Origin of the sequence: Streptomyces sp. NBC_01257 (assembly GCF_035917255.1) — a bacterium.
Taxonomy (GTDB): Bacteria; Actinomycetota; Actinomycetes; order Streptomycetales; family Streptomycetaceae; genus Streptomyces.
Genome location: NZ_CP108472.1, coordinates 867,078 through 892,353, shown reverse-complemented (window position 1 = coordinate 892,353; position 25,276 = coordinate 867,078). Strand labels below are relative to the sequence as shown.

At 73.2% G+C, this 25,276-nt stretch carries 22 protein-coding genes; 10 read left to right on the top strand and 12 right to left on the bottom strand.

Translation table 11 applies throughout. The features are described 5' to 3' along the window. The first annotated feature begins 93 nt into the window (after nucleotides 1-93). Nucleotides 94-963 carry a UbiA family prenyltransferase gene (locus tag OG408_RS03960; protein WP_266775441.1) on the top strand — a complete coding sequence of 290 codons (870 nt, stop codon included), beginning with the start codon at nucleotides 94-96 and terminating at the stop codon, nucleotides 961-963. A 15-nt stretch (nucleotides 964-978) separates the two neighbouring features. On the opposite strand, the gene OG408_RS03955 is transcribed toward OG408_RS03960, so the two are convergent. The 3 genes from OG408_RS03955 to OG408_RS03945 all read right to left on the bottom strand — a co-directional run bounded on the left by OG408_RS03955 (nucleotide 979) and on the right by OG408_RS03945 (nucleotide 2,638). Further along, nucleotides 979-1,521: an HAD domain-containing protein gene (locus OG408_RS03955; protein ID WP_285569431.1), complete on the bottom strand. Its 543-nt coding sequence runs from the start codon at nucleotides 1,519-1,521 to the stop codon at nucleotides 979-981. 22 nt (nucleotides 1,522-1,543) lie between these two features. Next, nucleotides 1,544-2,278: an SDR family NAD(P)-dependent oxidoreductase gene (locus OG408_RS03950; RefSeq protein ID WP_285569428.1), complete on the bottom strand. Its 735-nt coding sequence runs from the start codon at nucleotides 2,276-2,278 to the stop codon at nucleotides 1,544-1,546. Nucleotides 2,279-2,455: 177 nt separating this feature from the next. After that, entirely contained in the window at nucleotides 2,456-2,638 is a 183-nt protein-coding gene (locus OG408_RS03945; protein ID WP_266775438.1) for a DUF6381 family protein, read from the bottom strand. 192 nt (nucleotides 2,639-2,830) lie between these two features. On the opposite strand from OG408_RS03945, the gene OG408_RS03940 reads away from it, so the two are divergent. From OG408_RS03940 to OG408_RS03930, 3 genes are all read left to right on the top strand, one after another. Next, on the top strand, nucleotides 2,831-3,517 hold the full coding sequence (locus tag OG408_RS03940; RefSeq protein ID WP_326668223.1) for a ribonuclease H family protein: 687 nt from the start codon (nucleotides 2,831-2,833) through the stop codon (nucleotides 3,515-3,517). Nucleotides 3,518-3,624: 107 nt separating this feature from the next. After that, nucleotides 3,625-4,887: a glycosyltransferase gene (locus tag OG408_RS03935; RefSeq protein ID WP_326668222.1), complete on the top strand. Its 1,263-nt coding sequence runs from the start codon at nucleotides 3,625-3,627 to the stop codon at nucleotides 4,885-4,887. A 100-nt stretch (nucleotides 4,888-4,987) separates the two neighbouring features. Next, nucleotides 4,988-6,247 (top strand): FAD-binding protein, encoded by a 1,260-nt coding sequence (locus OG408_RS03930; protein ID WP_326668220.1) that lies wholly within the window; start codon nucleotides 4,988-4,990, stop codon nucleotides 6,245-6,247. A 23-nt stretch (nucleotides 6,248-6,270) separates the two neighbouring features. On the opposite strand, the gene OG408_RS03925 is transcribed toward OG408_RS03930, so the two are convergent. After that, entirely contained in the window at nucleotides 6,271-7,266 is a 996-nt protein-coding gene (locus tag OG408_RS03925; RefSeq protein WP_266775435.1) for an MASE1 domain-containing protein, read from the bottom strand. 69 nt (nucleotides 7,267-7,335) lie between these two features. Continuing rightward, on the bottom strand, nucleotides 7,336-8,169 hold the full coding sequence (locus tag OG408_RS03920; RefSeq protein ID WP_266775434.1) for a PP2C family protein-serine/threonine phosphatase: 834 nt from the start codon (nucleotides 8,167-8,169) through the stop codon (nucleotides 7,336-7,338). Nucleotides 8,170-8,445: 276 nt separating this feature from the next. Here OG408_RS03920 and OG408_RS03915 point away from each other — a divergent pair, with 276 nt between their 5' ends. The 3 genes from OG408_RS03915 (at nucleotide 8,446) to OG408_RS03905 (ending at nucleotide 10,298) form a co-directional block, all read left to right on the top strand. After that, nucleotides 8,446-8,745 carry a DUF1876 domain-containing protein gene (locus OG408_RS03915; protein ID WP_285569411.1) on the top strand — a complete coding sequence of 100 codons (300 nt, stop codon included), beginning with the start codon at nucleotides 8,446-8,448 and terminating at the stop codon, nucleotides 8,743-8,745. Between the two features lie 51 nt (nucleotides 8,746-8,796). Next, the gene (locus OG408_RS03910; RefSeq protein WP_326668214.1) at nucleotides 8,797-9,438 is read left to right on the top strand and encodes a DUF6629 family protein; all 642 of its coding nucleotides are present in this window, start codon (nucleotides 8,797-8,799) and stop codon (nucleotides 9,436-9,438) included. Between the two features lie 392 nt (nucleotides 9,439-9,830). Beyond that, nucleotides 9,831-10,298: a lamin tail domain-containing protein gene (locus OG408_RS03905; protein WP_285569407.1), complete on the top strand. Its 468-nt coding sequence runs from the start codon at nucleotides 9,831-9,833 to the stop codon at nucleotides 10,296-10,298. Between the two features lie 225 nt (nucleotides 10,299-10,523). Here the strand turns inward: OG408_RS03905 and OG408_RS03900 are convergent, their stop codons facing one another. After that, entirely contained in the window at nucleotides 10,524-12,548 is a 2,025-nt protein-coding gene (locus OG408_RS03900; RefSeq protein ID WP_326668211.1) for a SpoIIE family protein phosphatase, read from the bottom strand. A gap of 331 nt (nucleotides 12,549-12,879) precedes the next feature. On the opposite strand from OG408_RS03900, the gene OG408_RS03895 reads away from it, so the two are divergent. Further along, a complete protein-coding gene (locus OG408_RS03895; protein WP_326674467.1) occupies nucleotides 12,880-14,697 on the top strand; it encodes a rhamnogalacturonan lyase in 1,818 nt (605 codons plus the stop codon). An 81-nt stretch (nucleotides 14,698-14,778) separates the two neighbouring features. Then, the gene (locus OG408_RS03890; RefSeq protein ID WP_326668209.1) at nucleotides 14,779-15,483 is read left to right on the top strand and encodes a 2-phosphosulfolactate phosphatase; all 705 of its coding nucleotides are present in this window, start codon (nucleotides 14,779-14,781) and stop codon (nucleotides 15,481-15,483) included. A gap of 45 nt (nucleotides 15,484-15,528) precedes the next feature. On the opposite strand, the gene OG408_RS03885 is transcribed toward OG408_RS03890, so the two are convergent. Continuing rightward, entirely contained in the window at nucleotides 15,529-16,875 is a 1,347-nt protein-coding gene (locus OG408_RS03885; RefSeq protein ID WP_326668207.1) for a DUF6777 domain-containing protein, read from the bottom strand. Nucleotides 16,876-17,016: 141 nt separating this feature from the next. Between OG408_RS03885 and OG408_RS03880 the strand changes: the two genes are divergently transcribed. Then, entirely contained in the window at nucleotides 17,017-18,333 is a 1,317-nt protein-coding gene (locus OG408_RS03880; RefSeq protein ID WP_266786818.1) for a streptophobe family protein, read from the top strand. On the opposite strand, the gene OG408_RS03875 is transcribed toward OG408_RS03880, so the two are convergent. From OG408_RS03875 to OG408_RS03855, 5 genes are all read right to left on the bottom strand, one after another. After that, entirely contained in the window at nucleotides 18,306-19,343 is a 1,038-nt protein-coding gene (locus OG408_RS03875; protein ID WP_266786820.1) for a serine/threonine-protein kinase, read from the bottom strand. The genes OG408_RS03880 and OG408_RS03875 overlap by 28 nt on opposite strands. Next, nucleotides 19,343-20,074 carry a hypothetical protein gene (locus OG408_RS03870; protein WP_326668205.1) on the bottom strand — a complete coding sequence of 244 codons (732 nt, stop codon included), beginning with the start codon at nucleotides 20,072-20,074 and terminating at the stop codon, nucleotides 19,343-19,345. Before OG408_RS03870 ends, OG408_RS03875 begins: the two co-directional genes overlap by 1 nt. Before the next feature lie 9 nt (nucleotides 20,075-20,083). Continuing rightward, the gene (locus OG408_RS03865) at nucleotides 20,084-22,456 is read right to left on the bottom strand and encodes an FHA domain-containing protein (protein ID WP_285569395.1); all 2,373 of its coding nucleotides are present in this window, start codon (nucleotides 22,454-22,456) and stop codon (nucleotides 20,084-20,086) included. 108 nt (nucleotides 22,457-22,564) lie between these two features. Further along, nucleotides 22,565-24,205 carry a phosphoglucomutase (alpha-D-glucose-1,6-bisphosphate-dependent) gene (pgm, locus tag OG408_RS03860; RefSeq protein WP_266786826.1) on the bottom strand — a complete coding sequence of 547 codons (1,641 nt, stop codon included), beginning with the start codon at nucleotides 24,203-24,205 and terminating at the stop codon, nucleotides 22,565-22,567. Nucleotides 24,206-24,251: 46 nt separating this feature from the next. Beyond that, complete coding sequence (locus OG408_RS03855) at nucleotides 24,252-24,989, bottom strand: 4'-phosphopantetheinyl transferase family protein (RefSeq protein ID WP_326668202.1); 738 nt, start codon at nucleotides 24,987-24,989, stop codon at nucleotides 24,252-24,254. Nucleotides 24,990-25,276 lie beyond the last annotated feature (287 nt).

The window sequence follows — 25,276 nt, the reverse complement described above, 5'->3', positions numbered from 1 at the left end:
TGGCCCATCTCTGCCCCACATCAGGGACAAAACACCGCAAACAACCCGTGCGGCTGTCACGTCCCCTTCCTCCCGCGTACCTACGATCACGTGATGGGCACTCCGGAACCGACGCGTGGATACGCCGCGACCGCCTGGCCGCCGCGCCGCGTGGCCGGACTGGCCAGGTCCTGCCATCCGGGGCCGGTGATCGCGGTGTCGGTGACGGCGGGCGGCCTCGGCGCGGCCGGCGGCCTCGACGGGGCCCGCTGGGTCCTCCTCGTCGCGGCCGTACTGACCGGCCAGCTCTCCGTGGGCTGGTGCAACGACGCCTTCGACGCCCGCCGGGACGCCGCGGCCGGACGCACGGGCAAGCCGGTGGCCGAGGGGGCGGTGAGCCGGAGGGCGGTCTGGGCGGCCGCGTTCACCGCCGCGCTGCTGTGCGTGCCGCTCTCCCTGGCCTGCGGCCCGCAGGCCGGCGCGGTGCATCTGGCGGCGGTCGCGGCCGCCTGGGCGTACAACCTGAAACTGAAGGCGACGGTGCTGTCCTGGCTGCCCTACGTCATCGGGTTCGGCACGCTGCCCGCCGTGGCCACCCTGACGCTGCCCGGCCGCCCGTGGCCGGCCTGGTGGGCGGTGACCGCGGGAGCGCTCCTGGGCCTGGCGGCCCACCTGGGCGACGTCCTGCCCGATATCGAGGACGATCTGCGCCACGGGGTGACCGGTCTGCCGCAGCGGCTGGGAGCCACGGCCACCCGGCTGCTGCTGCCCGTGCCCCTCGTGGCGGCGTCGGCGGTCCTGGCGTTCGGCCCGGCGGGCCCGCCCGGCCGGTGGGGAGCGGTGACGCTCGCGGTCGCCGCACCCGCGGCGGTCGCGGGGCTCGTGCTCGCCCGGACCTGGCGCAAGGCACCGCTCGCCGCCGCGGCCGTCGTCGCTGCCGCGGACGTGGCCCTCCTGCTGGTACGGGGCACCGGCCCGGCGTGACGAGGGCCGCGGCCCTCACCCCGCGCGCAGCCAGACGCCGATCCGTCGCAGGTCCGCGTCGGTGAGGCCGAGTCCGGGATCGACGCGGTGGAGCAGGGCCCGCCCCGTGTGGTGCGCGGCCACCCAGTGCCGGTCCGCCGCGGTGATCTCGTCGTCCACCCACACGAAGTCGCGCCCCGCCGCCCAGCCGACGAGCGTGCGGGTCTTCCAGTGCAGCCCGGCCCGCACACCCCGTTCGGCCTCGGCGTCGCACCCGTCCTCACCCTCGTCCGGAGACGGGGGCCAGGCCACCACGCGCAGCTGCGGCAGCCCGAGCCGCGGTGCGACGACCGTGTTCGCCTCGTCCTCCCACGTGGTCGCCCAGACCAGCTCGCAGGCGAGCGCGGCCAGCCGGGGCCCGAGCGACGGATCGATCCGGCCGAGCAGCGGATTCGCCCCGGCGCCCGGTGGAAACGGCCCGCCCGGATACACCGGGTGGCCGCCGGCGCGCGGGCCGAACGGAACGAGCGGGCCGTCGACATCGAGGAAGAGCAGCGGAAGGCCGCCGGGACCGGTCACCGCCGCACCGTACAGCCTGAGGTCAGCGACCGCCCGCCACCCGCAGGATCGCTCCGGTCGCGTACGAGGCGTCGTCCGACAGCAGCCAGGCGACGGCGCCGGCGATCTCCTCCGGCTGCCCCGGGCGGCCCAGCGGGATTCCCGCGGCGAGCTTGTCGGGGCGTTCCGGGTCCGCGTGGAACTCGGTCCGGATCACGCCGGGCGCCACCGCGTTGACCCGGATCCCGGCCGCCGCGACCTCCTTGGACAGGCCGACGGTCATCGTGTCCACGGCGGCCTTGGCCGCGGCGTAGTGGACGTACTCGCCGGGGCTGCCGAGCGTGGCAGCCGCCGACGACATGTTCACGATGGCACCGCCGCCCGATCCGCTCATGTCGCGCACCGCACGCCGGGCGCAGAGCAGATAGCCGACGACGTTGACGTCCAGGGCGCGCCGCAGCCCCGCCGCGTCGGCGTCGGCGAGCGGGCCCAGCGGGCCGCCGACCCCGGCGTTGTTGACGAGACCGGTGACCGGGCCGAGCTCCGTCGCCGCGGTGTCGAACAGCCGGTCGACGTCGGCCTCTTCGCTCGTGTCCATCCGCACCGTGACGCAGCGGCGGCCCGATTCCCGCACGGACCGGGCGACCTCATCGGCCGCTGCCGCGTCGGAGCGGTAGCCCAGGGCGATGTCATGGCCGTCGGCCGCGAGCCGGACACAGACGGCGGCCCCGATGCCCCGGCTGCCGCCCGTGACCACGGTGACCTGATGACGGTTCATGGGAATCCCCTCGCTCCTGCGCGACGACGTGACGTCCTCGGTGGACCGCCATCGTAGGCAACCATGATCAACGCCCCGCCCGCACCCCGGCCCCGCCCCGGACTCCGCACGCGCCGATGGACCGCCACCCCCTCATGGAAGGGTGGCGGTCCATCGGTGGTGTGTGCGCCGCGTCGGCTACAGCGGGACGTCGCTGTTGTCGCGGGCGCCCTGCTGCTCGCTCCGCTCGTGCAGCTTCCGGGCCTTCTCCTGGAGCCGGCGCTTCTGCTCCGGGTCGCTCGTGCGCTCCGCGGCCTCGGTCATGTGCCGGGCCTTCTCACGCATCTGCTGGGCTCGGTCGGTTTCTCCTGCAACGCTCATCGTCGCTCCTTGAACGGTAGGGAAGAGCGGGCTCCTTCAGAGAAGCAGCGCAGAGCGACGATCGCACGCCGGAGCGTGACGTACGGTGAGAGTGCCAGGTGGGGCGGGTGCGGAGGCCGGGGCGGCGGGGTCCGGCCACCCGCCGCGGCACCGGCGTGATCCGGGCGCCCCGGCGCTGGCATGATCAGGGGTATGAACGAGCGCATGATCGCCGCGTGTGACGGGGCGTCGAAGGGTAATCCGGGGCCTGCGGCCTGGGCCTACGTGGTGGCCGACGCGGCCGGCCGGCCGCTGCGGTGGGAGGCCGGGCCGCTGGGCACCGCCACCAACAACGTCGCCGAGCTCACCGCCCTCCAGGAGCTGCTGGAGTCCCTCGACCCGGCCGTGGCGCTGGAGGTCCGGATGGACTCGCAGTACGCGATGAACGCGGTGACCAAGTGGCTGCCGGGCTGGAAGCGCAACGGCTGGAAGACATCGGCCGGCAAGCCGGTCGCCAACCGCGAGCTGGTGGTCCGGATCGACTCCCTGCTCAGCGGCCGCACCGTGCAGTTCGTCTATGTGCCGGCCCATCAGGTCGACGGCGACCCGCTCAACGCCCTGGCCGACCAGGCCGCCAGCGAGGTGGCCGTCGCGCAGCGGGCCGCCGGCACCTCGCAGGGCACCGCCGACCTGCCGGTCCCCGCGCCCGCCCGCGCCACCGAGGGGCGGCGGACCGCAGCAGCGCCGAAGAAGGCGGGGAGCGGCGCCCGCGCCGGGGCCACCATCCGCGCCAGGTTCGCCGGCCGGTGCCACTGCGGAAAGCCTTACGCGGCCAAGGACATGATCGCCAAGAACGACCAGGGCTGGGGCCACCCGGAGTGCCGGACCGCCACCGCCTGACGCCGTACGCCGAGGACCGCTTGCGCACCCCGTGAATGGACATGCTTGCTTTTGGGGCTGTTCCTTGGGGGGAACGCAGGTGGCTCCCAGGGGAAGGCGATCGCCCGATGCCGGAATCAGAACACCGCATGCCCTTCGAGGGCCGCCGTCTGCTCGTGGTCTCGACGAACTACGCACCGGAGCTGACGGGCCCCGGACCGTACGCCGCCCAGCTCGCCGAGCACTGGGCGCGTTCCGGAGCCGAGACCCATGTGCTGACCGGTATGCCGCACTACCCGTCCTGGCGGACGGAGGCGCCCTACCGAGGGGTGTGGCGCGCCGACGAGGAACGCTCGGGCGTCCAGGTCCACCGTCGAAGACACTACGTGCCGCCCCGTCAGGGTGTCCTGCGCAGAGGGGTGTTCGAGGCCAGTGTGCTGGCGCACGGGCTGACCGCACCACCCGCGCAGCGGCCCGACGCCGTGATCGCGCAGATGCCTGGCCTCGCGAGCGGCGTCATCGGCGCCCGCCTGGCCCGCCGCCACCGCGTTCCCTACATACCCGTCGTGCGGAACCTGACGGGCGTCGCCGCCGCCCGGAGCGGGATACGGGAGGCCGGCCGGGCCGCGGCCCTCGCGGCGAGGGTCGAGCGGTACGCGCTGGGCGCGGCCACGCTGGTCGGCGTCATCCACGAGAGCCTCGTCCCTCGGGTCACCGCCCATGGTGTGGACCCCGGCCGCATCCGTCTCGTCCCCAACTGGAGCCGCACGCAGGCTCCTTCGGCCGACCGGGCCGCCACCAGGGCGCGCCTCGGGTGGCGCGACGACGTCCCCGTGGTTCTGCACTCCGGCACCATGGGGCGCAAACAGGGGCTGGAGGTCCTCGTCGACGCGGCGCGGCTCGCCCCCGACATACGTGTCGTGCTGATGGGGGACGGCGATCAGCGCGACGCCCTGCTGGCCCGGGCACCGGGGCTGCCCAACCTCGACTTCCTGCCGCCCGCCGGCGCGGACGAGTTCACCGACATCCTGGCCGCCGCCGACGTCCTCGTCGTGACCCAGTGCGCGTCCGTGCGCGGCACGGGTGTCCCCTCCAAGCTCACCTCGTACTTCGTCTCGGGCCGCCCCGTCGTCGCCTCCGTGGCGGACGGGGGCGGCGCCGCCCAGGAGGTGCAGCGCTCGGGCGCCGGGCTGCTGGTCGCACCCGAGGACCCGGCCGCGGTGCTCGCGGCCGTCCGCAAACTGTTCGAGGAACCCGCCGCGGCGGACCGGCTCGGCGCCCACGGACCGCTCTACGTGGCACGTCATCTGAGCAGGGAGGCCGGTCTCGCCCGCTTCGACGCACTGCTCGGCGAGGTCTTCGACGAGGCGGGGGAGAGCCACCGCCGGTGAACAGCCCGCCGCCCGCCTCGCCGCCCGTCCCCCCGCCGCCGTCTGGGAGAATGCGGTGCCGGGAGACAGTGCCCGGCCATGAACGAAAGAGGGACGCACGGTGACTCCCGCGGAGATGAACTGGGCCGGCAACATCACTTTCGGGGCGAGGCGGCTGTGTGTACCCCGTTCGGAGGCCGAGCTGCAGGAGACGGTGGCCGCCTCGGCCTCGGTACGGGCCCTGGGCACCCGGCACTCCTTCAACACCGTCGCCGACACCACGGGGGACCTCGTCTCGGTGGCCGGGCTGCCACGGGTGGTCGACATCGACCCCGAGGAGCGGTCGGTCACCGTCGGCGCGGGACTGCGGTTCGGCGAGTTCGCCGGCGAACTGCACGAGAGCGGCTTCGCGCTGCACAACCTGGGCTCGCTGCCGCACATCTCGGTGGCCGGGGCCTGCGCGACCGGAACCCATGGCTCGGGCGTCGGGAACCGCTCCCTCGCGGGAGCCGTCCGGGCGCTGGAGATGGTGACGGCGGACGGCGGGCGGACCACCCTGCGGCGCGGTGACGACGACTTCGCCGGCGCGGTGGTGTCGATGGGCGCCCTGGGAGTGGTGACCCGGCTGACGCTGGACCTGGTGCCCGCCTTCGACGTTCAGCAGTGGGTCTACGAGGACCTGCCCGAGGCCGCGCTGACCGGTGGCTTCGACGAGGTGATGGCGGCCGCGTACAGCGTGAGCGTCTTCACCGACTGGCGGCCCGGTCCGGTGGGCCAGGTGTGGCTCAAGCAGCGGGTGGGCGAGGAGGGGCCGGGGCAGGCCCCGGCCGAGTGGCTCGGCGCCCGGCTCGCCGACGGTCCGCGGCACCCGATCCCCGGCGTGCCGGCCGGGAACTGCACCCGGCAGCAGGGAGTCCCCGGCCCCTGGCACCGGCGGCTCCCGCACTTCCGCCTGGAGTTCACCCCGAGCAACGGCGACGAACTCCAGTCCGAGTACTTCGTGGCACGCGAGGACGCCGCGGCCGCGTACGAGGCCGTGGCCCGGCTCCGGGACCGGATCACCCCGCTGCTCCAGATCTCCGAGATCCGCACGGTGGCGCGCGACGACCTGTGGCTGAGCCCCGCCTCCGGCAGGGAGTCGGTGGCCTTCCACTTCACCTGGGTCCCCGACGGCGAGGCCGTCGCACCGGTGCTCGCGGAGATCGAGGAGGCGCTGGCGCCCTTCGGCGCCCGGCCGCACTGGGGCAAGGTCTTCGGCACCGCCCCCGATGTGCTGCGCGCCCTGTACCCGCGGCACGGGGACTTCGTGAAGCTGATGGACAGGTACGACCCGGCCGGCACGTTCCGCAACGACTTCCTGGACCGGCACTTCCCGGGGTGAGCCACGGCCGCGTCCCGGACGGATCAGCGGGTCTCGCGCTCGTCCCTGGCGCGGGACGGCCAGGCGGCCGCCGATCTGCCCGGGGCGAGCTGCTCCACCACGTCGGCCAGGTCCTCGCAGGCGCGCTCGATCCGGCGCCGGATGTTCTGCTGCTCGGCCACGACGGCGGCCAGCAGCAGAGCGGTGAGCGCGACGGCACCGTTCAGGACCGTGAGGTTGACCATCACCTCGATGATCGTGTGGTTGGCGAACGGGCCCACCCGGTCCGTGCCCGCGACCACCGCCAGCACGGACACCAGCAGGGCACAGGGCGCGCTGCCCGCGAGCCGGAAGCGCAGCGCCGCCCAGATGATGATCGGGAACACCAGATACAGCATCGACAGCGAACTGCGGGTGGCCAGCAGCGAGCCCATCACCGTGACGGCCAGCAGCGCCCCCGCCTCCACCCACCGGTGGGTGGTCCGCGGCATCCGCACCCTGCGCAGCACGAGAAGGACCGGGGTGACCACGAGCACGCCCATGACGTCCCCGGCCCACCACGCCGCCCAGGCCGACCAGAACCCGCTCGCGGGCAGCTTGCCGTCGGCCAGGAGGACGAGGGTGGCCGTGGTCGCGCTGATCGTCATGCCCACGATCGCCCCCAGGAAGACCAGGACGACACCGTCGCGCAGCCGGTCCAGCTCCGTCCGGAAGCCGACCCTGCGCAGCAGCAGGAAGGCACAGACGGGGGCGAGCGTGTTCCCCGCCACGACGAAGACGCTGGAGGCCGTCACCGATCCGCTGAGCGTGGCGATGACGAGCAGGGAGCCTAGCGCGATGCCGGGCCAGATGCGCAGCCCCAGGTACAGCAGACAGCTCAGCGCGATCCCGGTCGGCGGCCACAGCGGGGTGATCACCGCCCCGTGGACGGTCACCTGCCGCATCAGTCCCAGGGCCCCGGCCGCGTAGTAGGCACCGGCGACGGCCAGGATGCGCAGTAATGCCACGGCCGTACGTCGGTGCTTCTCGCTGCGGATCACGCCTCTCATCAGACACCGGCCACCAGCGGAGGCGACCGCGTGACACGCGCGCCGGTCCCCGGCGGTGACTCATCCCGCGGCGGCGGGGGACGCCTCGTGGCGCAGGACGAGCACCGCGGCGTCGTCCTCGTGCCCGGTGCGCGCCGCTGTCCGCAGAATGGCGTCGGCCAGTTCGTCGGCGCTGTCGCCCACGCGTGAACGCACCAGTTGCACGACTGCGTCCAGACCCTCGTCGAGGGGGTACGAAGGGCCTTCGACCACCCCGTCGGTGAGCAGGACGAACGCGCTGCCGGGCGCGAGCCGCCGCGTGGTGACGGGGTACTCCTCACCGCTCTGGATCCCGAGCGGCAGACCGCCCTCGTCCTCGGTGACGCCGGACCGCCCGTCGGCGGTCGCCCACACGGCGCCCACATGCCCGGCCCGGGCGCTCTGCAGCTCCAGGGTGCGCGGGTCGAGCCGGACGAAGGTGCAGGTGGCCAGGAGACCTGAGTCCACGGACAGCAGCAGGTCATTGGTGCGGCGCACCACCTCGCCCGGATCCGAGGCCGTCACCGCCAGCGCCCGCATGGCGATGCGGACCTGGCCCATGAAGGCCGCCGCCTCGACGTCATGGCCCTGGACGTCCCCGATGGCGAACGCCAGCGAACCGTCGGGCAGCCGGAACCCGTCGTACCAGTCACCGCCGATGTCCAGGCCGCTGCGCGCGGGGGTGTACCGGGCAGCGGCCTGCAGCCCGGGCAGGGCGGGCAGCGTGGAGGGGAGCATCTCGCGCTGGAGCGCCTGGGCCAGTTCCACCCGCGCCTGATGCACCTCCACCTCGCGGCGTGCCCGTGAGGTGAGGTGCTGGAGCGTGGTGAGCAACTCCTCGGCACTGGCCGAGCGGGGAGGACGACGCCGGTTCATGGGCCGCTCCGCAGACATCTGGGGTGGCCGGCCGCATCACAGGGCTGTCGTGGCGCGACGATCCGGGGAGGCCAACGTTTCGGACCCGGAGGGCCCGGGCCCCGGCCCGGCTGCTGCGGGCGTGATGACTGCATCCTATTTCGGTCCGGGGATCCGCGCAGGCCGAGCCGGACCGGGCGGCCGGGAAGCTGCGCGCCGGGCCGGTCGGGTGGATCCTGGGAGTGCTCCCGCACGCCGGCAGCGCCTGCTCGCCGGTGCGGGGCCCGGAGGTGTGCGATGAATCGCTCGATGGAATGGACGGTCCATGTCGACCTGTCCGAGACGGACGGTACGACGAAGGCGGAGGCGGTGCTGGACACCGGTACGGCGAAACTCACCGGCCACGGAGTCGCCCGGTGCAGTCCCCAGGACCCGGACGTACCCACGATCGGCGGCGAACTGGCGGCGAGCCGCGCGATGCGCGATGTCGCCGGTCAGCTGATGAGTGTCGCCGACCGCGAACTCGGCAGGGTGGGTGCGGGTCCCGCGGACGGGCCCGTGCCGCCGCCGTACGCCTGGTCGGACGCCACGGCCTGAACCCGTAAGCGCCTGCCACGGCCGGCCGAACCGCGAGTCCCGGGGGGACCCATGTGCTGGAGCGCCACCGCCGATCTGGTCGCGGGTACCGCGGTGGCGGCGATCGGTGCCGGCTGCGTCGTACGCGCGCGCCGGGCGCGGGATCTGCCGCTCGCGGCGCTGCCGCTGCTCCTGGGGGCCCACCAGATCATCGAGTCCGCGGTCTGGCGGGCGGACGGCGGCACCGGCCCGGCCACCGTGGCATGGGCGGTCATCGCCCTGCCGCTCCTGGCGCTGTGGGTGCCCCTCGGGGTGATGTGCGCCGCCCCCGCGCACGCCCGCCGCCGTCTCGCCGTGCCGCTGGCGGCCGGCGCCGCGACCTCCGCCGCGCTCGCGTACAGCCTCGCGACCCGGCAGGTGACGGCGGAGATCCGCGGACACACCCTCGGATACGTCCTCGACCTGCCGCGCCCCGGACTCCTCGTCGCGGGATACCTCCTGGCCACCGTCGGCTCCCTGCTCCTGTCCGGCGACCGGATCCTCACATGGCTCGGGGTGCTGGTCGCGGGCGGGGCCGCGGTGTGCGCCGCGCTGTGGCGGCTGGAATTCATCTCCACCTGGTGCGCGTTCGCGGCCGTCTGCTCATTGGTTCTCCTCGGCTGGTCCGGCAGGACGGACCGCCGGCCCCTCGCGTCCGGCCGCGCGACACCCTGACCACCCCGGCCGGTGTTCGAGGGAACCTCCGTGCTGCTTTCCCGGAGTAACGGAACGGGCGTTCACCTGCGGGGTGGTGGCGGTTGTTACAGAACCCGGACGCCGGGCCGCACACCCCGGACGGGCGCGCGACGGTGGCGCGACGGCGCTTGACCGTCCGTCAACCCGGTGCAGCGCGGGTGGGTGCAGCGTGCAGGAATTGACAGGTACCCGGACGGTTCGGTGGATGCCGCCTACAGTCGCCCGTGACGGAAATGTCTTTACTTCGTCACACGCACCGGGGCGGTGACCACGGGCGCCGTCATCAGGCCAGAGTGTGCCTTCCCGGTACCACGCCGGGGCCGAACAACGCCCGGACCGCAAGGCCCGGGCCCGCACCCTGAGGGGTCTTCATGTCCCGTTCCGCACGACGGATCACCGCAGCCGTTCTCGCTTCCGGCGCACTGGTGGCCGCCGCCGCCCTCCCGGCGGTCGCCGACGACCACGGCCGTGGTCACTCCCAGCGTTCGACCGTCGTCCTGGGCAAGATCCAGTACAACAGCCCCGGCCGCGACAACGGCTCGAACCGGAGCCTGAACGGCGAGTGGGTCACCGTCACCAACACCAGCCGCCACTCGGTCAACCTGCGCGGCTGGACCCTCCGTGACGAGAGCCGCCGCACCTACCGGTTCGACCTGCGCCTGCCCGGCCGCTCCTCGGTGCGCGTGCACACCGGCGTGGGCCGCGACACCCGCACCGACGTCTACCAGGACCTCCGCCGCTACGTCTGGGACAGCAGCGACACGGCGACCCTGCGGGACGCGCACGGTCACAAGGTCGACTCCAAGTCCTGGGGCCACCGCCACGGCGGCCGCCACTGATCCGTCGGCGGCCGCCCTCCGAACCCGGGGCGGCCGCCGGCGCCCGACCGCGGCGCACCACGGCCCGACCGCCGTGGTGCGCCGCACCCATGTCCGCGTCAGGAGTCACCGGCCGCCGCACGCTCCTCGGTGCTGCGGGCCGTCGCGGTGAGGGTCATCACCAGCGTGCACAGGACGGCCAGGACGAACGCCGCGGTACGCAGGGGGTTCGGCTGCCCGCGGCCGTCACGTGCTGTCGTCGGCCGGGACCTCCTGCTCGGTCCACAGGGCCTTGCCGTCGGTGTTGTACCGGGTGCCCCAGTGCGTCGCGAGCTGGGAGACGATGAACAGGCCCCGGCCGCCCTCGTCGACGGTGCGGGCGTGCCGCAGGTGCGGTGCGACCGGGCTGGTGTCGTGGACCTCGCAGGTGAGGGTGCGGTCCAGCATGACCCGCAGATGGAGGGGCGGGGTGCCGTAGCGGACCGCGTTGGTGATCAGTTCGCTGACGATCAGTTCCGTCGCCTCGATGGTCTCCTCGCCGAGGTGCCAGCCCTCCAGCCGGTCGCGGACCAGGGTGCGGGCGACGGACGGCGTGGTCCGGTCGTGGGCCAGTTCCCAGGTCGCCACCCGTTCGGGCGGGACGACGCCGGTCCTGGCGAGCAGGAGCGCGGCACCGTCCGGGTGCGACGCCGCGGGGAGGTTGTAGACGACGGCGTCGCACAGGTCCTGGAGGGGCCGGTCCGGGTAGCCGAGGGCGTCCCGCACCCTGCTCGCCGACTCGTCGTCGGACAGCCGGGAACCGGTGAGGAAGGCCAGCACACTGCCCTCGTGGAGTTCGATCGTCGCGGTGGCGAACGGGGCGCTGTCCTCAGAGAACAGCGCGGGCCCCTCGGGCACGTCGAGGGTGACCGGGCGGCCGTCCGGATCGACGGCTACCGGTGCCGGGTGCCCCGCACGCGCCACCGTGCAGGTCCGGGCGAAGGGGTCGTAGACCGCGTACAGACAGCTCGCCGTCAGCGGCTGGCGGTGCAGCGAGTCGCCCGGCGGCAGCGACCTGCGTTCGCGTGCGAGACGGTCGGCCGTGTCGTTGAGACGGGCCAGCACCTCGTCGGGGTCCAGGTCGAGACCGGCCAGGGCGTGCAGGGCCGTCCGCAACTGCCCCATGGTGATGGCGGTCTGGAGCCCGTGCCCCGCGACGCTGCCGACGATCAGCGCGGTCCGGGCGCCGGACAGCCCGATGGTGTCGAACCAGCAGCCGCTGTTGCGCCCCGGGATCAGCACATGGGCGGTCTCCACGGCGATCCGGGCGCCGTCGTGCTGGGGCAGCAGTCTGCGCTGGACGGTCGAGGCGATCACATGGTCGTGCGCGTAGCGCCGCGAGGTCTCGATGCTCAGTGCCGTATGGGCGGCTGCTGTCAGCATGAGGGTCAGGTCACGCTCGTCGAACGGTTCGGAACCGGTGCAGCGGTAGAGGCTGACCAGACCGAGGAAGGCCCCGTGCAGCTTCAGCGGCGCCACGATCAGGGAGTGGGCGCCGGTCGTGGCGATCATGTGCGCGGTGACGGGGTCCGCGTCCAGCCAGGGGGTGCCTGGGGTGATCTGGATGAGCCTGGGCCGCAGATCGACGGCGGTGAGCGCGTACGGCGTGCCCGCGGGCAGGTGCCGCATCTCGCCCACCGGGGTGTCCCCGTCGACCCCGAGCTGGGCCGCACGGCGCAGGGGGACATCGGGCCTCACCGGGCTGACCGGCGCACTCGTGCCGCGCAGGACGTCGTCCACCACCTCGACCACGGCGAAGTCGGCGAACTGCGGTACCAGCGCCGACACCAGGCCCTGGCAGATGGCCTCCATGTCGAGCGAGTGGCCCACGTTCCGGCGGACCGAGGCCAGGGCGTCCACGCGCGTGCGGGACTTCTCCTGCTCGTTGACGTCGACGACGGCCGCCAGCAGTCCGAGCGGCCGGCCGGAGGGGTCGTCCAGACGGTGCACGGTCACCATCAGGCTGCGGTCAGGTCCGGGTGCCTCCATGAGGCGCCCGCGGATCACATGGTTCAGGAGGGGCGTACCGCTCTCCAGTACTCCGCGCAGCAGTTCCTCCGACTCCTCGGGGTCCTGCAGCCGGTAGGCGTCGGTGAAGTGCCGTCCCACGATCCGTTCGGGTGCGACCGCGTCGGACAGGGTGTTGACCCGCTCCACCCGCAGCTGTGTGTCCAGGACGTGCAGCCCCACCGCGGACTGGCTGAACAGTGCGTCCAGGAGAGCCCCCGTCATCTTGTCGGCCGGGGATGTCCCAGGGACCGGTGGACCGGCGTCCGGCACGTCGCACCCCCATCGGCTCCGCCACCCCTGCGTATCGGCAGCTCTCCGGACAGCCTGCGCATGCCCCGCGCGGCCCGCCACCGCGCTGCGGCAGACGGGTGAACCCCGCCGCGCGAACGCCCGCCGGCCGTCCGGTGCGCCCGGGCGGCAACCTTTCCGGGCCCGGCGGGCACTGAGGAATACCACGCCCCCACTCCGGAAGGCACGCACCGTGACTCCTGAGCTCTCCTCGACTCCCCGCAGACGCCGCGCCACCCGCACCCGAACACTGCTCGGCGCCGTCATGGCAGGTCTGCTGGCAGCCACCGCACTGGTCGTCACCGGCCAGACCTCGCACGCCGCGACCGCACGCCAGGCGGAGGCGCTTGACCGCGGTGTGGTCAGCGTCCACACCGACGCGGGCAACCTGATCAGCTGGCGCTGGCTCGCCACCGACGCCGACGACGTGTCCTTCAACGTCTACCGTGCGGGCACCAAGGTGAACGCCTCACCCGTCACCGCCTCGACGAACTACTTCCACGCCGGGGCCCCCAACTCGGCCGACTACACAGTGCGCGCGGTCGTCGGGGGAGTCGAACAGAGCGACTCCGTCCACGCGATCCAGTTCCGCACCGGCTACAAGGACGTGCCCATCACCCCGCCCGCCGGCGGCACGAGCCCCGACGGCGTCGCCTACACCTACGAGGCCAACGACGCCTCCGTCGGCGACCTCGACGGCGACGGCGCACTGGACTTCGTACTCAAGTGGCAGCCCACCAACGCCAAGGACAACTCCCAGTCCGGCTACACCGGCAACACGATCGTCGACGGGATCAGGCTCGACGGCACCCGGCTGTGGCGCGTCGACCTGGGCCGCAACATCCGCTCGGGCGCGCACTACACCCAGTTCCAGGTGTACGACTACGACGGCGACGGCAAGGCCGAGGTCGCGATGAAGACCGCCGACGGCAGCGTCGACGGCAGGGGCACGGTGATCGGCAGCGCCTCCGCCGACCACCGCAACTCCGCCGGCTACGTCCTGTCCGGCCCCGAGTACCTGACCATGTTCAACGGGCAGACGGGCGCCGCCATGGGCACGGTCGACTACGTCCCCGCACGCGGCACCGTCTCCTCATGGGGCGACAGCTACGGCAACCGCGTCGACCGCTTTCTCGCCGGCACCGCCTACCTCGACGGCGCCAGGCCGTCACTGATCATGGCCCGCGGCTACTACACGCGGACGGTGATCGCCGCCTGGGACTGGCGGAACGGGGCGTTCACCCGGCGCTGGACCTTCGACACCACCAGCTCGACCAACTCCGGCAAGGGGTACGACGGCCAGGGCAACCACCAGCTCTCGGTCGCCGACGTGGACGCGGACGGCAGGGACGAGATCGTGTACGGCGCCATGGCCGTCGACGACAACGGCAACGCCCTGTGGACCACGAAGAACGGCCACGGCGACGCGATGCACGTCGGCGACCTGGACCCGTCCCGGCCCGGGCCGGAGGAGTTCAAGGTCGACGAGGACAGCTCGAAGCCCTCGTCGTGGATGGCGGACGCGCGGACCGGCCAGATCATCTGGTCGACGCCGGCCGCCGGTGACAACGGGCGAGGCGTCAGCGACGACATCTGGTCCGGCAGCGCGGGCGCCGAGTCCTGGTCGTCCGCGGCCGACGGGGTCCGCAACCCCAAGGGCACCGTCGTGGCGAGCCGCAAGCCCTCCAGCGCCAACTTCCTGGCCTGGTGGGACGGCGACACCACCCGCGAACTCCTGGACGGCACCCACATCGACAAGTACGGCACCTCCGCCGACACCCGGCAGCTGACCGGGGCATCGGTCCACTCCAACAACGGGACCAAGGCCACCCCCGCGATCTCCGGCGACCTGTTCGGCGACTGGCGCGAGGAAGTGGTCTGGGCGACGACGAACAACACCGCGCTGCGGATCTACTCCACGCCGTACGAGACCGGCACGAAGATCACCACACTGCTCCACGACACCACCTACCGCACGGCGCTGGCCTGGCAGAACACGGCTTACAACCAGCCCCCGCACCCGAGCTTCCACATCGGGAGCGGAATGGCGGCGGCGCCGCGGCCGGCCGTGTCGACGCCATAGGCGCGTACACGTAGGCCTGTTGAGGTACCGGGTGCCGCCCCCGTCGCCCCGACCGGCCGGGCATGCGCGATCATGACCGGAATGAAGGCTCGTTTCCTCGGTATCGATGATCTGACCGACGTTCCCTCCGTGGCGGTCGTGGTCGACGTCATGCGCGCGTTCACCGTGGCCGCCTGTGCGTTCGCCCGGGGGGCGGAGAAGATCGTGCTCGCCGGGTCGCTGGACGAAGCCCGGGCGCTCAAGGACCGCCACCCGGACTGGGTGGCGGTCAAGGACGGTCCGCCCGCGCCCGGGTTCGACGCCGTCAACTCGCCCGGCCTGCTGCGCTCCGTCGACCTGGCCGGACGGACCGTGGTGCAGAAGACCACGGCGGGGACGGTCGGCGCCCTCGCGGTGAAGGAGTCCGAACTGGTGCTGTGCGCCGGCTTCGTGGTGGCGGAGGCAACGGCCCGGCTCCTGCGGGCGCGCGGCAGCGACCGTGTCACGTTCGTGGTCACGGGCGAGGACGGGCGGGCCGATGAGGACCTGGCGTGTGCGCAGTACATCGCCGGGAGGGTCACCGATCCCGCCGGCACGGACGCGGCCGGGTTCCTCGGCCGCGCTGCCCGGTCGCGCGCCGCCGCCGAACTGGCGGAGGGGGTGCGGCAGGGAGTCCATCCCGATGACGTCGCGCTCTGTCTGGAGGCCGACCGGTTTCCCTTCGCCATGGTGGCGGCGTCGGAAGGGCCGCTGATGATCCTGCGTCCGTGCGCGATCCCTCAGGGGCCCGACGGGGACCCGGTCTGATCGGCGGCAGCGTCCGCCTGGCTTCGGGGGTGACGGACGCCGTTGCTACGCCGTCCCGTCCGAGGCCCCGTCACCGGAGGCCGGCGGCGCGGGCGGTGGGGCCTCGGACTCACCGGTCTGCGGGGTCACCGGCTCCGGGGCCGACTCCGAGGTCGGCGGCGGCTCCTCCGAGGAGGGCGGGGGAGAAGGCGGCGGCTCCTCGGACGTCGGCGGCGGCGAGGGGGGTGCTTCCGTCGTCGGCCCGCCGGAATCCGTCCCGGGTGACGACGGCTCGTCGGACCCCGGGGAGCGGGAGGAGGAGTCCGAGGGGCAAGGGGCCGCCGTTCCTCCGCCGGGCTTCGGCGGACACGGGGAGGCGCTCGCATCGGCGGGCGGGTCGGTCTTCTTGTCGCCGTCGCCCGTGTCACCGGTGTCCCGTTCGAACCAGCCGTCGGTCTTCGGGTCGAACATGACGAACACGTTCACCGGCTGCGGAGCGGGCTGCACCACCACGACCTGGCCGGCGCGGTAGCCCGGCCAGGGATCGCCCTTCACCTCGGGCGAGCCCTTCAGCGCAACCGGCGGCAGCAAGGGGTTGCCGCAGGCGCAGCGGACCCTCGGTACACCGCGGTCGTCGACCAGCACCGCCGTACCGGCCTGGAGCACCGCCTGGTAGCTCGTGGCGGCGCCGTTCTCGTACCCGTGGTTGGTGACCCGGGTGTCGAGCCGCAGCTGAACCGGTGTGAGCGCGCGCAGGTACGCCGGGACGCCGGACGGGTCGATGCCCTCGACCGAGGCGAACGCCTTGTTCTTGGCGGGCTGGTCCGTGAGGGCGGTGATCTGCTTCTCCACGTCGCAGCTGGCGACCTTGCGGGTGCCGCCGTACAGGCCGGGAGCCGAACCGTCCACGCCCTGGGTGACGTTGTTCCCCGTCCCGGACGCGCTCGCCGACATGCTCGGCACGGGGGTCGGCGTCGCGTCCCCGGGTGCGCTGCGCGCGGTCGAGCCGGTGAACGGCTGGCGGCCGGCCGAACCGGCTGCCTGGAGGAACACCTCGCCCCCCGCCGATTTCGAGCCGTCCGGCCGGGTGAGGACGACCGTCAGCACCACTGCCGCCACGAGGGCGACGGCGATGGTCGCCACCTTCGGCACCGACCGCCACCAGGGAGTGCGGGGTCCGTGGCCGGAGCCCTGCGGGGATTCGCCCGGTCCCACGGGGCCGCCTGATCCGCCCGATTCACCCGATCCGCCGTGGCCGCTGCCCGACGGCGGGCCGGCCGGGGGCCCGGAGGGGCGTTCGGGCGGGGGCGGGACGGGGCGTTCCTGCGACGGACCCGAGAGCGGTCCGGACGGCGGCCCCGTGGGGCGGCCCGACGACTGCGGCAGGTCGGACGACGGCGGCTGGTCACTCACGGTTCTTCTTCCCCATGCCAGGGTCGTGATCGAATTATTCCGATATCCGCCATTGTGTGCCTCGCCCCCGCGCGGCCCGCAAGCCGACGCGGTCGGCCCACCCGGGGGGCGGCCGCCCTCGCGGCTGCCTAGCGTGGGTCCGTGAGCACACAGGGATCGGACGGCGCAGGCCCGACGGAGCGCCGCGTCGCACACGGCTGGGGCGATGCCCTCCTGGCGGTCCTCGCCGCACTCGTGGTCATGGGCGTCACCGCGGCCCTCGGCCTCTGGGCGGCCGGGGCCACGGATCTGCCCGGCGGTTCGTTCCCCCGGGTGGTCGCGGCCGTCGTCGTCATGGCGGCGGGCGGTTCGGTCGACCTGTCCGGCAACGCGGGCGAACTCGCGCAGACGCACGCGGACATCTCGGTGCTGCCCCTCTCGGTCACCCTCGTCGGCGCCCTGGTGCTCGCCGCCGGATTCCTCCGCCCGCTCAGGCACCGGGCCGTCGCCACCGCCCGCGAACTCGCCGGGTGGGCCGCCCGGATCGCGGTGCTCTGGGCACTGGTGCTCATCGGACTGTCCCTCCTGGCCCGGCAGACCTTCGCGATCCCCGGCGCCGACCCGACCGGCGGTGTCATCGGCGACGTGCTCGACGCCTCGCCCCGGGCCGGATTCCGGGCCGACATCCCGCTCACGGTCGTCCTCGGTCTGCTCTGGCTCGCCGGGGTCCTCGTCCTGGCCCTGCTCGTCTCCCGCGGCGCTCCGCTCCCCGCCCGGCTGGTGCGCTTCCAGGAGTCGGTGCGGCCGGCCGCGTACGCCATGGTGGCGCTGCTGCTCGTCTGCGTGGCCCTCGGACTGGTCATCGCGCTCGTCGTCGCGGTGACACGGGGGCAGCCCGCCGCGACGTTCGCGGTGATCCTGCTCGGACTGCCCAACCTGGTCTGGCTCGTCCTCACCATCGGGCTCGGGGCGTCCTGGGAGGGGAAGGTGGACGGGCCGTTCGGACTGCCCATGCCGCAGATGCTGGACTCCGTGCTGCGGACACCGGACCTCTCCACGCTCAACGTCGGCACGCTCGCCGAGCAGGACGGCCGCGCGTGGTGGTGCGTCGTCGTGGCGGCGGTGCTCACCCTGGCGGCCGCGTTCCTGATGGCCGCGCGCTCACCGGCCCGGACGCGCCCCTGGCAGCACGCCGTGCACATGGCGGTGGCCCTCGCCCTCACCGTGCTCGCCGTATGCCTGCTCGTCCGGATCTCCGCCCACTACGGACTGTCCCTGCTGGGCCTGGGCGACCTCGGCGGCGGGCTCGGCGGCGAGGTCCTGCTGCGCCCGCGCCTGTGGGGCGCCCTCGGACTCGCCCTGCTGTGGGGGCTCGTGACCGGATTCCTCGGCGGGCTGCTCGCCGCCCGCGTCCACCGTCGCGGCGAGGTGGACGACGTGCCCGGCCGACCTCAGGGGCCGGACCCGGACCGCTCGTGAAAGACCGGCAGCGCCCACCGCGGAGGTGCGGGCGGTGGTTCGGACCCGGACTGCCATCCGGCGATCCGCCGGTCCACCTGCGTCGCCGGATGACCGCCCGCCGCCCCGCCGCGGGCAGCGGCGCGCAAGGCCGCCACGAACTGGAGGCAGGAGTCGTACCGGTCGTCCGGACTCTTCGACAGCGCCTTCGCCAGCACCGCGTCGACACCCGCCGGAAGATCGGGGCGCAGAGACGTCAGCGCCGGCGGCGGATCGAACTGGTGGGCCCACAAAAGCGCCATGTCGTCGTCGCGCTGGAACGGCGGGGCACCGGCCATCGTCTCGTGCACCACGCACGCCAGGCTGTAGACGTCGCAGCGCCCGTCCACCGGGCGGCCCGAGATCTGCTCGGGCGCCACGTAGTCGAGCGTCCCGACGAACTGGCCCACCGAGGTGAATCCGGTCAGGGAGAGGGACTTCTTCGTCAGACCGAAGTCCGTCAGGTACACATGCTCCGGATGGTCGCTGTCCGTACCCGCCGCGACCAGGATGTTGCCCGGTTTGACGTCCCGGTGCACCAGATCGTGATCGTGGGCCGCGTCGAGGGCGGAGGCCACCTGCGCGGCGATCCGGACCGCGGTCCCCAGTGGAAGGGGGCCCTGCCGGTCGATGAGCGCGCGCAGGTCCTGTCCCGCCACGTAGCGCATGGCGATGTACAGGATTCCTTCCGTCTCACCGGCTTCGAAGACGGGCACGATGTGCGGGTGGTCGATCGCGGCCGCCACCCGTGACTCGTGCGTGAACCGCTTGCGGAAGGTGTCGTTGCGGGCCAGTTCCGGGGCGAGCAGCTTGAGGGCGACCGTCCGGTCCAGCCGCAGGTCCTTGGCCCGGTACACGACCGCCATCCCGCCGCGCCCGATCTCGCCCTCCACCAGGTAGTCCGCGATCTGCCGGCCGATCAGGTCGGAGGGCCGCCCGGCGGGCAGCGAGGACTCGTGCGAGGGGCCGGGGGGAGCCGGGGACGGGCTCATCAGCCGTCACCGCGCCTGGTCGGCGGATGCGTGGGGGAGGGGCCCGGGTCGTTCGGGGGGTGCAGCAGCTGGGTCTCCTCCGGATGGACCGGAGCCGGACCGGCCGGAGGTGGAGCACCGCCCGCGGTTTCCGGTGGCCGGGGCGCGCCGGCGGCTGCGACCTCGGCGGGGCCGACGAGCCGGGTCGCCTCCGGCCGGGCGGCCGGAGCCGCTCCGCCGCCGCTCGCCGGGGCGCTGCTCGGGCGGCCGGGGCCGGACTGCGCCGCGTACGTCGTCAGCCGGGTCCCGTCCGTGTACACCCAGCGCTCGTGCTCCGCGTCGTACAGCCAGACGGCCTCGCCGTCGACGACCACACCGGCCCGGAGCCCCTGGGTACGGCGGCGGAAGGTCTCGCCGTCGATGCGGCCCCCGATGAGCTCGTCGGACGCCCGGCGGAACCGTTCCAGGGACTCCTGGACCCGGGCGACGAGCGGCCGGGGGTCCGCCGTCCGGGCCATCGGCCGTCCGGCCTGCGGCGGGTCGTGCGGTACGGGGACGAGCAGCCGCCCGTCGACCCAGGCCGACCAGCCGTTGGCGCACAGCACCTGGCCCCAGTCGCCGCGCCGGTCGAGCAATTGGACGGGGAGCAGCGGGTCGAGGGGTTCGGTGGGCCTGGAGACATCCGGAGACTCCCAGGCGGGCAGCCCGTCCCGGGGGACGACGTGGGTGGGGCGGAAGTCCTCGGTCTCCATGGGCCGCTCCTACTTCCGCATGATCGCGGGCTCGTGCCGGCGCAGCAGTCTGGCCACCGCCCATCCGAAGACGGCCGACAGCACCACCAGCATCCCCATGTTCAGGAGCCAGGTCCCGGCGGCGTGCTCGAACAGCGGGTCCGAGGTCAGCTTCCCGGGCACGATCCTGGCCAGGTCGATCGTCCCCGCCATGGCGCCGAGCGCCCAGCGGGACGGGATCAGCCAGGACAACTGCTCGATGCCGGGCACCCCGTGCAGTTTCAGCAGCGCACCGCAGAAGACGACCTGGACGATCGCGAGCAGCACCAGGAGGGGCATGGTGACCTCCTCCTTGCGCACCAGTGCGGACACCAGGAGGCCGAGCATCATCGCGGTGAAGGACAACAGAGCCACCGTCAGGGTGATTTCGGCCAGGGGTGGCAGCAGTACCCCCTTGCCGCCCGGGGCGTTGAGATCGACGCCCACGAGACCGACGAGCGTCAGCACGACGGCCTGGAGCACCGTGATGGTGCCCAGCACCACGACCTTGGACATCAGATACGCGGATCTGGACAGGCCGACGGCCCGCTCCCGCTGGTAGATCACCCGTTCCTTGACCAGTTCCCGTACCGCGTTGGCCGCGCCCGTCAGCACTCCGCCGACACACAGGATCAGCAGCGCGTTCATCGCCGTCTCCTGCGTCAGCTTGCTCCCGGCGAGAGCCCGGGCCATCGCGCCCATGACGAAGGGCAGCGCGATCATGATGACGAGGAACGTCCGGTCGGCGCTGAGCGCGGCCGCGTACCGCCGTACGAGGGTCCGCAGCTGGGCACCCCAGCTGCGGGTCTTCGGCGGCGGGGCGACCTCCGCGGCCGCCGCGTGCGGCAGCAGGGGCTGAGCGCTGGCGTTGGCGATGTACTGCCGGTGGAAGGGCGAGGCGGCGAACTCCTCGGCCCAGGGCCGGTCGCGGTCGTTCTCGAAGGCTTCGAACGCCTCCGGCCACTGCTCGAAGCCGAAGAAGGCCAGGGCGTCCTCGGGCGGACCGTAGTACGCGATCTTTCCGCCGGGCGCGAGGACCAGCAGCCGGTCGCACACGTCCAGGCTCAGCACACTGTGCGTGACGACGATCACCGTCCGCCCGTCGTCGGCGAGGCCGCGGAGCATGTGCATCACCGAGCGGTCCATGCCGGGGTCGAGGCCGGAAGTCGGCTCGTCGAGGAAGAGCAGCGACGGCTTCGTCAGCAGCTCCAGCGCCACGCTCACCCGTTTGCGCTGTCCGCCGGAGAGACTGTGGATCGGCTGGTCGGCCCGCTGCTCCAGACCCAGCTCCCGCACCACTTCGGCGACCCGCTCGCGCCGCTCCGAACCGGCGGTGTCCTGCGGGAACCGGAGCTCCGCCGCGTAACCGAGCGCGCGGCGCACGGTCAGCTGCGCGTGCAGGATGTCGTCCTGCGGCACCAGTCCGATGCGCTGACGCAGTTCGGCGTAGTCGTGGTAGAGGTCGCGGCCGTCGTAGAGGACGGTGCCCTCGTCGGCGGGGCGCAGTCCGGTCAGGGCGTTCAGGAGGGTGGACTTGCCCGCGCCGCTCGGTCCCACGACCCCCAGCAGACACTTCTCGCCCACCGGGAAGGAGACGTGGTCGAGCAGCGTCTTGCGTCCCTTGTCGACGGTGACCGCCAGGTCCTGCACGTCGAGCGACACCTCACCGGTGTCGACGAACTCCTGGAGGGTGTCGCCGACCAGGCAGAACGCGGAGTGACCGATGCCGACGATGTCCCCGGGGGCGACCACGGCCCGGGTGGCCGGCTGGCCGTTGAGGAAGGTGCCGTTGTGCGATCCGAGGTCGACGATCTCGTAGGTGCCGTCGGCGTGGGCCAGCAGTTCGGCATGGTGGCGCGAGACGCTCAGGTCCTCGACGACGAGGTCGTTCCCGGAACCGCGGCCGATCCGCACGGTGCGCGACGGCAGCGGCCGTACGGTGGTCGGCTGCCGGAACGTGCCGGTCGCGGCGGGCACGGAGACGGCCGACGGACGGCCGGGGCCCGGAGCCGCAGGCACCGGGCCGGGCTCGGGTTCCGGCACGGCCCGGCCGCTCAGCACCGCCCGCGGCCCGTCATCGGGATGGCCGAAACGGATCACGCTGCCCGGACCGATGCCCGACTCATGGATCCGCCGGCCACCGGTGTAGGTGCCGTTCGTGCTGCCCTCGTCCTCGATCGACCAGTGACCGTCCACGGCCCTGAGCACCGCGTGGTGCCAGGAGACCCGGACGTCGTCGATCACGATGTCGCTCAAGGGGTCGCGTCCGACGTGGTATTCCCGGACCGGACTCATCACCGTGGGTCCTGCGTCGGTTTCGAGTACCAGCTCGGGCGCCGTCGGCGCGACAGGCCGCTCTCCCATGCCCGAATTCTATCGACCGGTACGGGTATGTGCCCGGCCAGCGCAGTGCGTGCAGGGCCCATGTTCCGTGTCGGAACGGAGCAGGGGAGGCGGCCTCGCGGCGCGGTGTCAGGCCTCCAGGGCCGCGGAGACGACGGCCTTGGCCTCCTCCTGCACCTGGGCGAGGTGCTCGGTGCCCCGGAAGGACTCCGCGTAGATCTTGTAGACGTCCTCGGTGCCCGAGGGGCGCGCCGCGAACCAGGCGTTCTCCGTCGTGACCTTGATCCCGCCGATCGCGGCGCCGTTGCCCGGTGCCGAGGTGAGAACGGCCGTGACCGGTTCGCCCGCCAGGGTGTCGGCGCTGACCTGCTCGGGGGAGAGGCGCGCCAGCACCGCCTTCTGTTCGCGGTCCGCCGGGGCGTCGATCCGGGCGTACGCCGGTTCGCCGAACCGGGCGGTCAGCGCGGCGTAGTGCTGGGACGGCGAGTCGCCCGTCACCGCGAGGATCTCGGAGGCGAGCAGGGCCAGCAGGATGCCGTCCTTGTCCGTCGTCCAGACCGATCCGTCGCGGCGCAGGAACGAGGCCCCGGCAGATTCCTCGCCGCCGAAGCCGAGCGACCCGTCGGCCAGCCCGTCCACGAACCACTTGAATCCGACCGGCACCTCGACCAGCCGCCGGCCCAGATCCGCGGCGACCCGGTCGATCATTCCGGAGGACACCAGGGTCTTGCCGATGCCCGCGCCGGCCGGCCAGCGGTCCCGGTGCGCGTAGAGGTAGTTGATGGCGACGGCGAGGTAGTGGTTCGGGTTCATCAGCCCCGCGTCCGGGGTGACGATGCCGTGCCGGTCGGCATCGGCGTCGTTGCCGGTGGCGATCTGGAAGCGGTCCCGCTGTCCGATCAGCGAGGCCATCGCGTACGGCGATGAGCAGTCCATCCGGATCTTGCCGTCCCAGTCCAGCGTCATGAAGCGCCAGGTGGGATCGGTGAGCGGATTGACGACGGTCAGGTCGAGCCGGTGCTGCTCGGCGATGCGGCCCCAGTACGCGACCGAGGCACCGCCCAGCGGGTCGGCGCCGATCCGCACACCGGCCGCACGCACCGCGTCCAGGTCGAGCACCGACGGCAGATCGGCCACATAGGTGCCCAGGAAGTCGTACGTCCCGGTCGTCGGCGCCGCCAGCGCGCGCACGTACGGCAGCCTGCGCACGTCCTTGAGGCCGCCGGCGATGATCTCGTTGGCCCGCTCCTGGATCCAGCCGGTCGCCTGCGACGCGGCAGGTCCGCCGTTCGGCGGGTTGTACTTGAACCCGCCGTCGCCCGGCGGATTGTGCGACGGGGTGACCACCACACCGTCGGCGAGCTGCGAGGTGCGCCCGCGGTTGTACGTGAGGATGGCGTGCGAGACCGCGGGGGTCGGGGTGTAGCCGTCGGCCGCGTCGATGAGCACGGTCACGTCGTTCGCGGCGAACACCTCGATGGCGGTGACCCGCGCGGGCTCCGACAGCGCGTGGGTGTCGGCACCGAGGAAGAGCGGTCCGTCCGTGCCCTGCCGGGCGCGGTACTCGCTGATCGCCTGGCTCGTCGCCGCGATGTGGTCCTCGTTGAACGCGGTGGCCGTCGACGACCCGCGATGCCCCGAGGTGCCGAAGGCGACCCGCTGGCCCGGTTCGGCCGGATCGGGGTGCAGCGTGTAATACGCCGTCACCAGCCGCGCCACATCGGTCAGGTCCTCCGGGCGTGCCTGCTGCCCGGCTCGTGTCTGCGGCATCTGCCACTCCTCCGTATCGGTCGGTCGGTGCGATCTGCCCGCGTCGTCATCTTCGCCGGTCGCCGTCGCGGGCGGCGGGCTGCCCCGCCGCGCGGACCGCCACCGCCGCCGCGTATCCGGTGGGCACCCGGACATCGGTGATCGTCCAGCCCGCCGGGCCGGGGCCGGGGCGGGGGCCGGTGCCGACGTGCTCGGCGGCGAGGCCGTCGGCCAGGCCGATGCCCTCACCCTTGAGATAGGCCTCCTTGCGGGTCCACACCCGGCCGAAGGCGGCCGGCCGCAGCTCCTCGGGAAGCTCCGCCAGCTCGCGGGACTCCGCAGGGTGCAGCTGACCGGCGATCTCGGACACGACGCCGGTCTTCGGGAGGAGCTCGACGTCCACTCCGACCGGCACGTCCGCGAACGCCAGCAGCGCCACTCCGCGGGTGTGCGACAGCGAGAAGTGCACACCCCCGCCGGTCGCGGGCCGGCCGTGCGGGCCGCCGCACGACGGGCACGGCTCCCGGGTCAGCGGCACCGCACCGGGAGCGACTCCCAGCCGGGCGCCGAGCAGTATCCGCAGGGCCACATGCGAGGCGACGTAGCACTCACGGTCGGCGTCGACGACCAGATGCGCGGCCCGGTCCAGCTCTCCGGCATCGAGGATGCCCGGCGCGACCCGCGCCGCCTGCCCGCTGTGCCGTGCGACGTCCACCCGCCACAACGAGGGGACACCGGGCGGGGGGAGGAGGGGCGGGCCGGACTGTCCCTCCTCGGGGAACGCGAACACGTCGGGCTGGTACACCGTTACGTCGTTTCCTTCGCAGGGCGGGTGGTGAGGGCGTGTCACGGCGGGGCGGCCGGTGCGCATCCGCTGAGGATCCGGCCGGGGTCCGACGTACGTTCGATCATAGAGCGACGGGATGGCCGTGCTCGTGGCCGTGCTCGTGACCGCGCCCTCGGCCGTGACGGATGGGCGCGCGGGGGTCCGTGACGGTGGCCCCGCTCCTCGTCGTGCCCGGCGTTCCGCGTCCCGGCCTCCCCCTCCGAGCTGGCACCTTTCAGCGGCTTGCGTTCTGACGCAAATTCCTT

Excerpts from the sequence above, each read along its gene's own strand:
- OG408_RS03950 (WP_285569428.1), bottom strand. The coding sequence starts at position 2,278 with ATGAACCGTCATCAGGTCACCGTGGTCACGGGCGGCAGCCGGGGCATC.
- OG408_RS03945 (WP_266775438.1), bottom strand. The coding sequence starts at position 2,638 with ATGAGCGTTGCAGGAGAAACCGACCGAGCCCAGCAGATGCGTGAGAAG.
- pgm (WP_266786826.1), bottom strand. The coding sequence starts at position 24,205 with ATGCCGCAGACACGAGCCGGGCAGCAGGCACGCCCGGAGGACCTGACC.
- OG408_RS03960 (WP_266775441.1), top strand. The coding sequence starts at position 94 with ATGGGCACTCCGGAACCGACGCGTGGATACGCCGCGACCGCCTGGCCG.
- OG408_RS03940 (WP_326668223.1), top strand. The coding sequence starts at position 2,831 with ATGAACGAGCGCATGATCGCCGCGTGTGACGGGGCGTCGAAGGGTAAT.
- OG408_RS03865 (WP_285569395.1), bottom strand. The coding sequence starts at position 22,456 with ATGGGAGAGCGGCCTGTCGCGCCGACGGCGCCCGAGCTGGTACTCGAA.
- OG408_RS03895 (WP_326674467.1), top strand. The coding sequence starts at position 12,880 with ATGGCAGGTCTGCTGGCAGCCACCGCACTGGTCGTCACCGGCCAGACC.
- OG408_RS03870 (WP_326668205.1), bottom strand. The coding sequence starts at position 20,074 with ATGGAGACCGAGGACTTCCGCCCCACCCACGTCGTCCCCCGGGACGGG.
- OG408_RS03900 (WP_326668211.1), bottom strand. The coding sequence starts at position 12,548 with ATGACGGGGGCTCTCCTGGACGCACTGTTCAGCCAGTCCGCGGTGGGG.
- OG408_RS03915 (WP_285569411.1), top strand. The coding sequence starts at position 8,446 with ATGAATCGCTCGATGGAATGGACGGTCCATGTCGACCTGTCCGAGACG.
- OG408_RS03905 (WP_285569407.1), top strand. The coding sequence starts at position 9,831 with ATGTCCCGTTCCGCACGACGGATCACCGCAGCCGTTCTCGCTTCCGGC.
- OG408_RS03910 (WP_326668214.1), top strand. The coding sequence starts at position 8,797 with ATGTGCTGGAGCGCCACCGCCGATCTGGTCGCGGGTACCGCGGTGGCG.
- OG408_RS03875 (WP_266786820.1), bottom strand. The coding sequence starts at position 19,343 with ATGAGCCCGTCCCCGGCTCCCCCCGGCCCCTCGCACGAGTCCTCGCTG.
- OG408_RS03890 (WP_326668209.1), top strand. The coding sequence starts at position 14,779 with ATGAAGGCTCGTTTCCTCGGTATCGATGATCTGACCGACGTTCCCTCC.
- OG408_RS03935 (WP_326668222.1), top strand. The coding sequence starts at position 3,625 with ATGCCGGAATCAGAACACCGCATGCCCTTCGAGGGCCGCCGTCTGCTC.
- OG408_RS03920 (WP_266775434.1), bottom strand. The coding sequence starts at position 8,169 with ATGAACCGGCGTCGTCCTCCCCGCTCGGCCAGTGCCGAGGAGTTGCTC.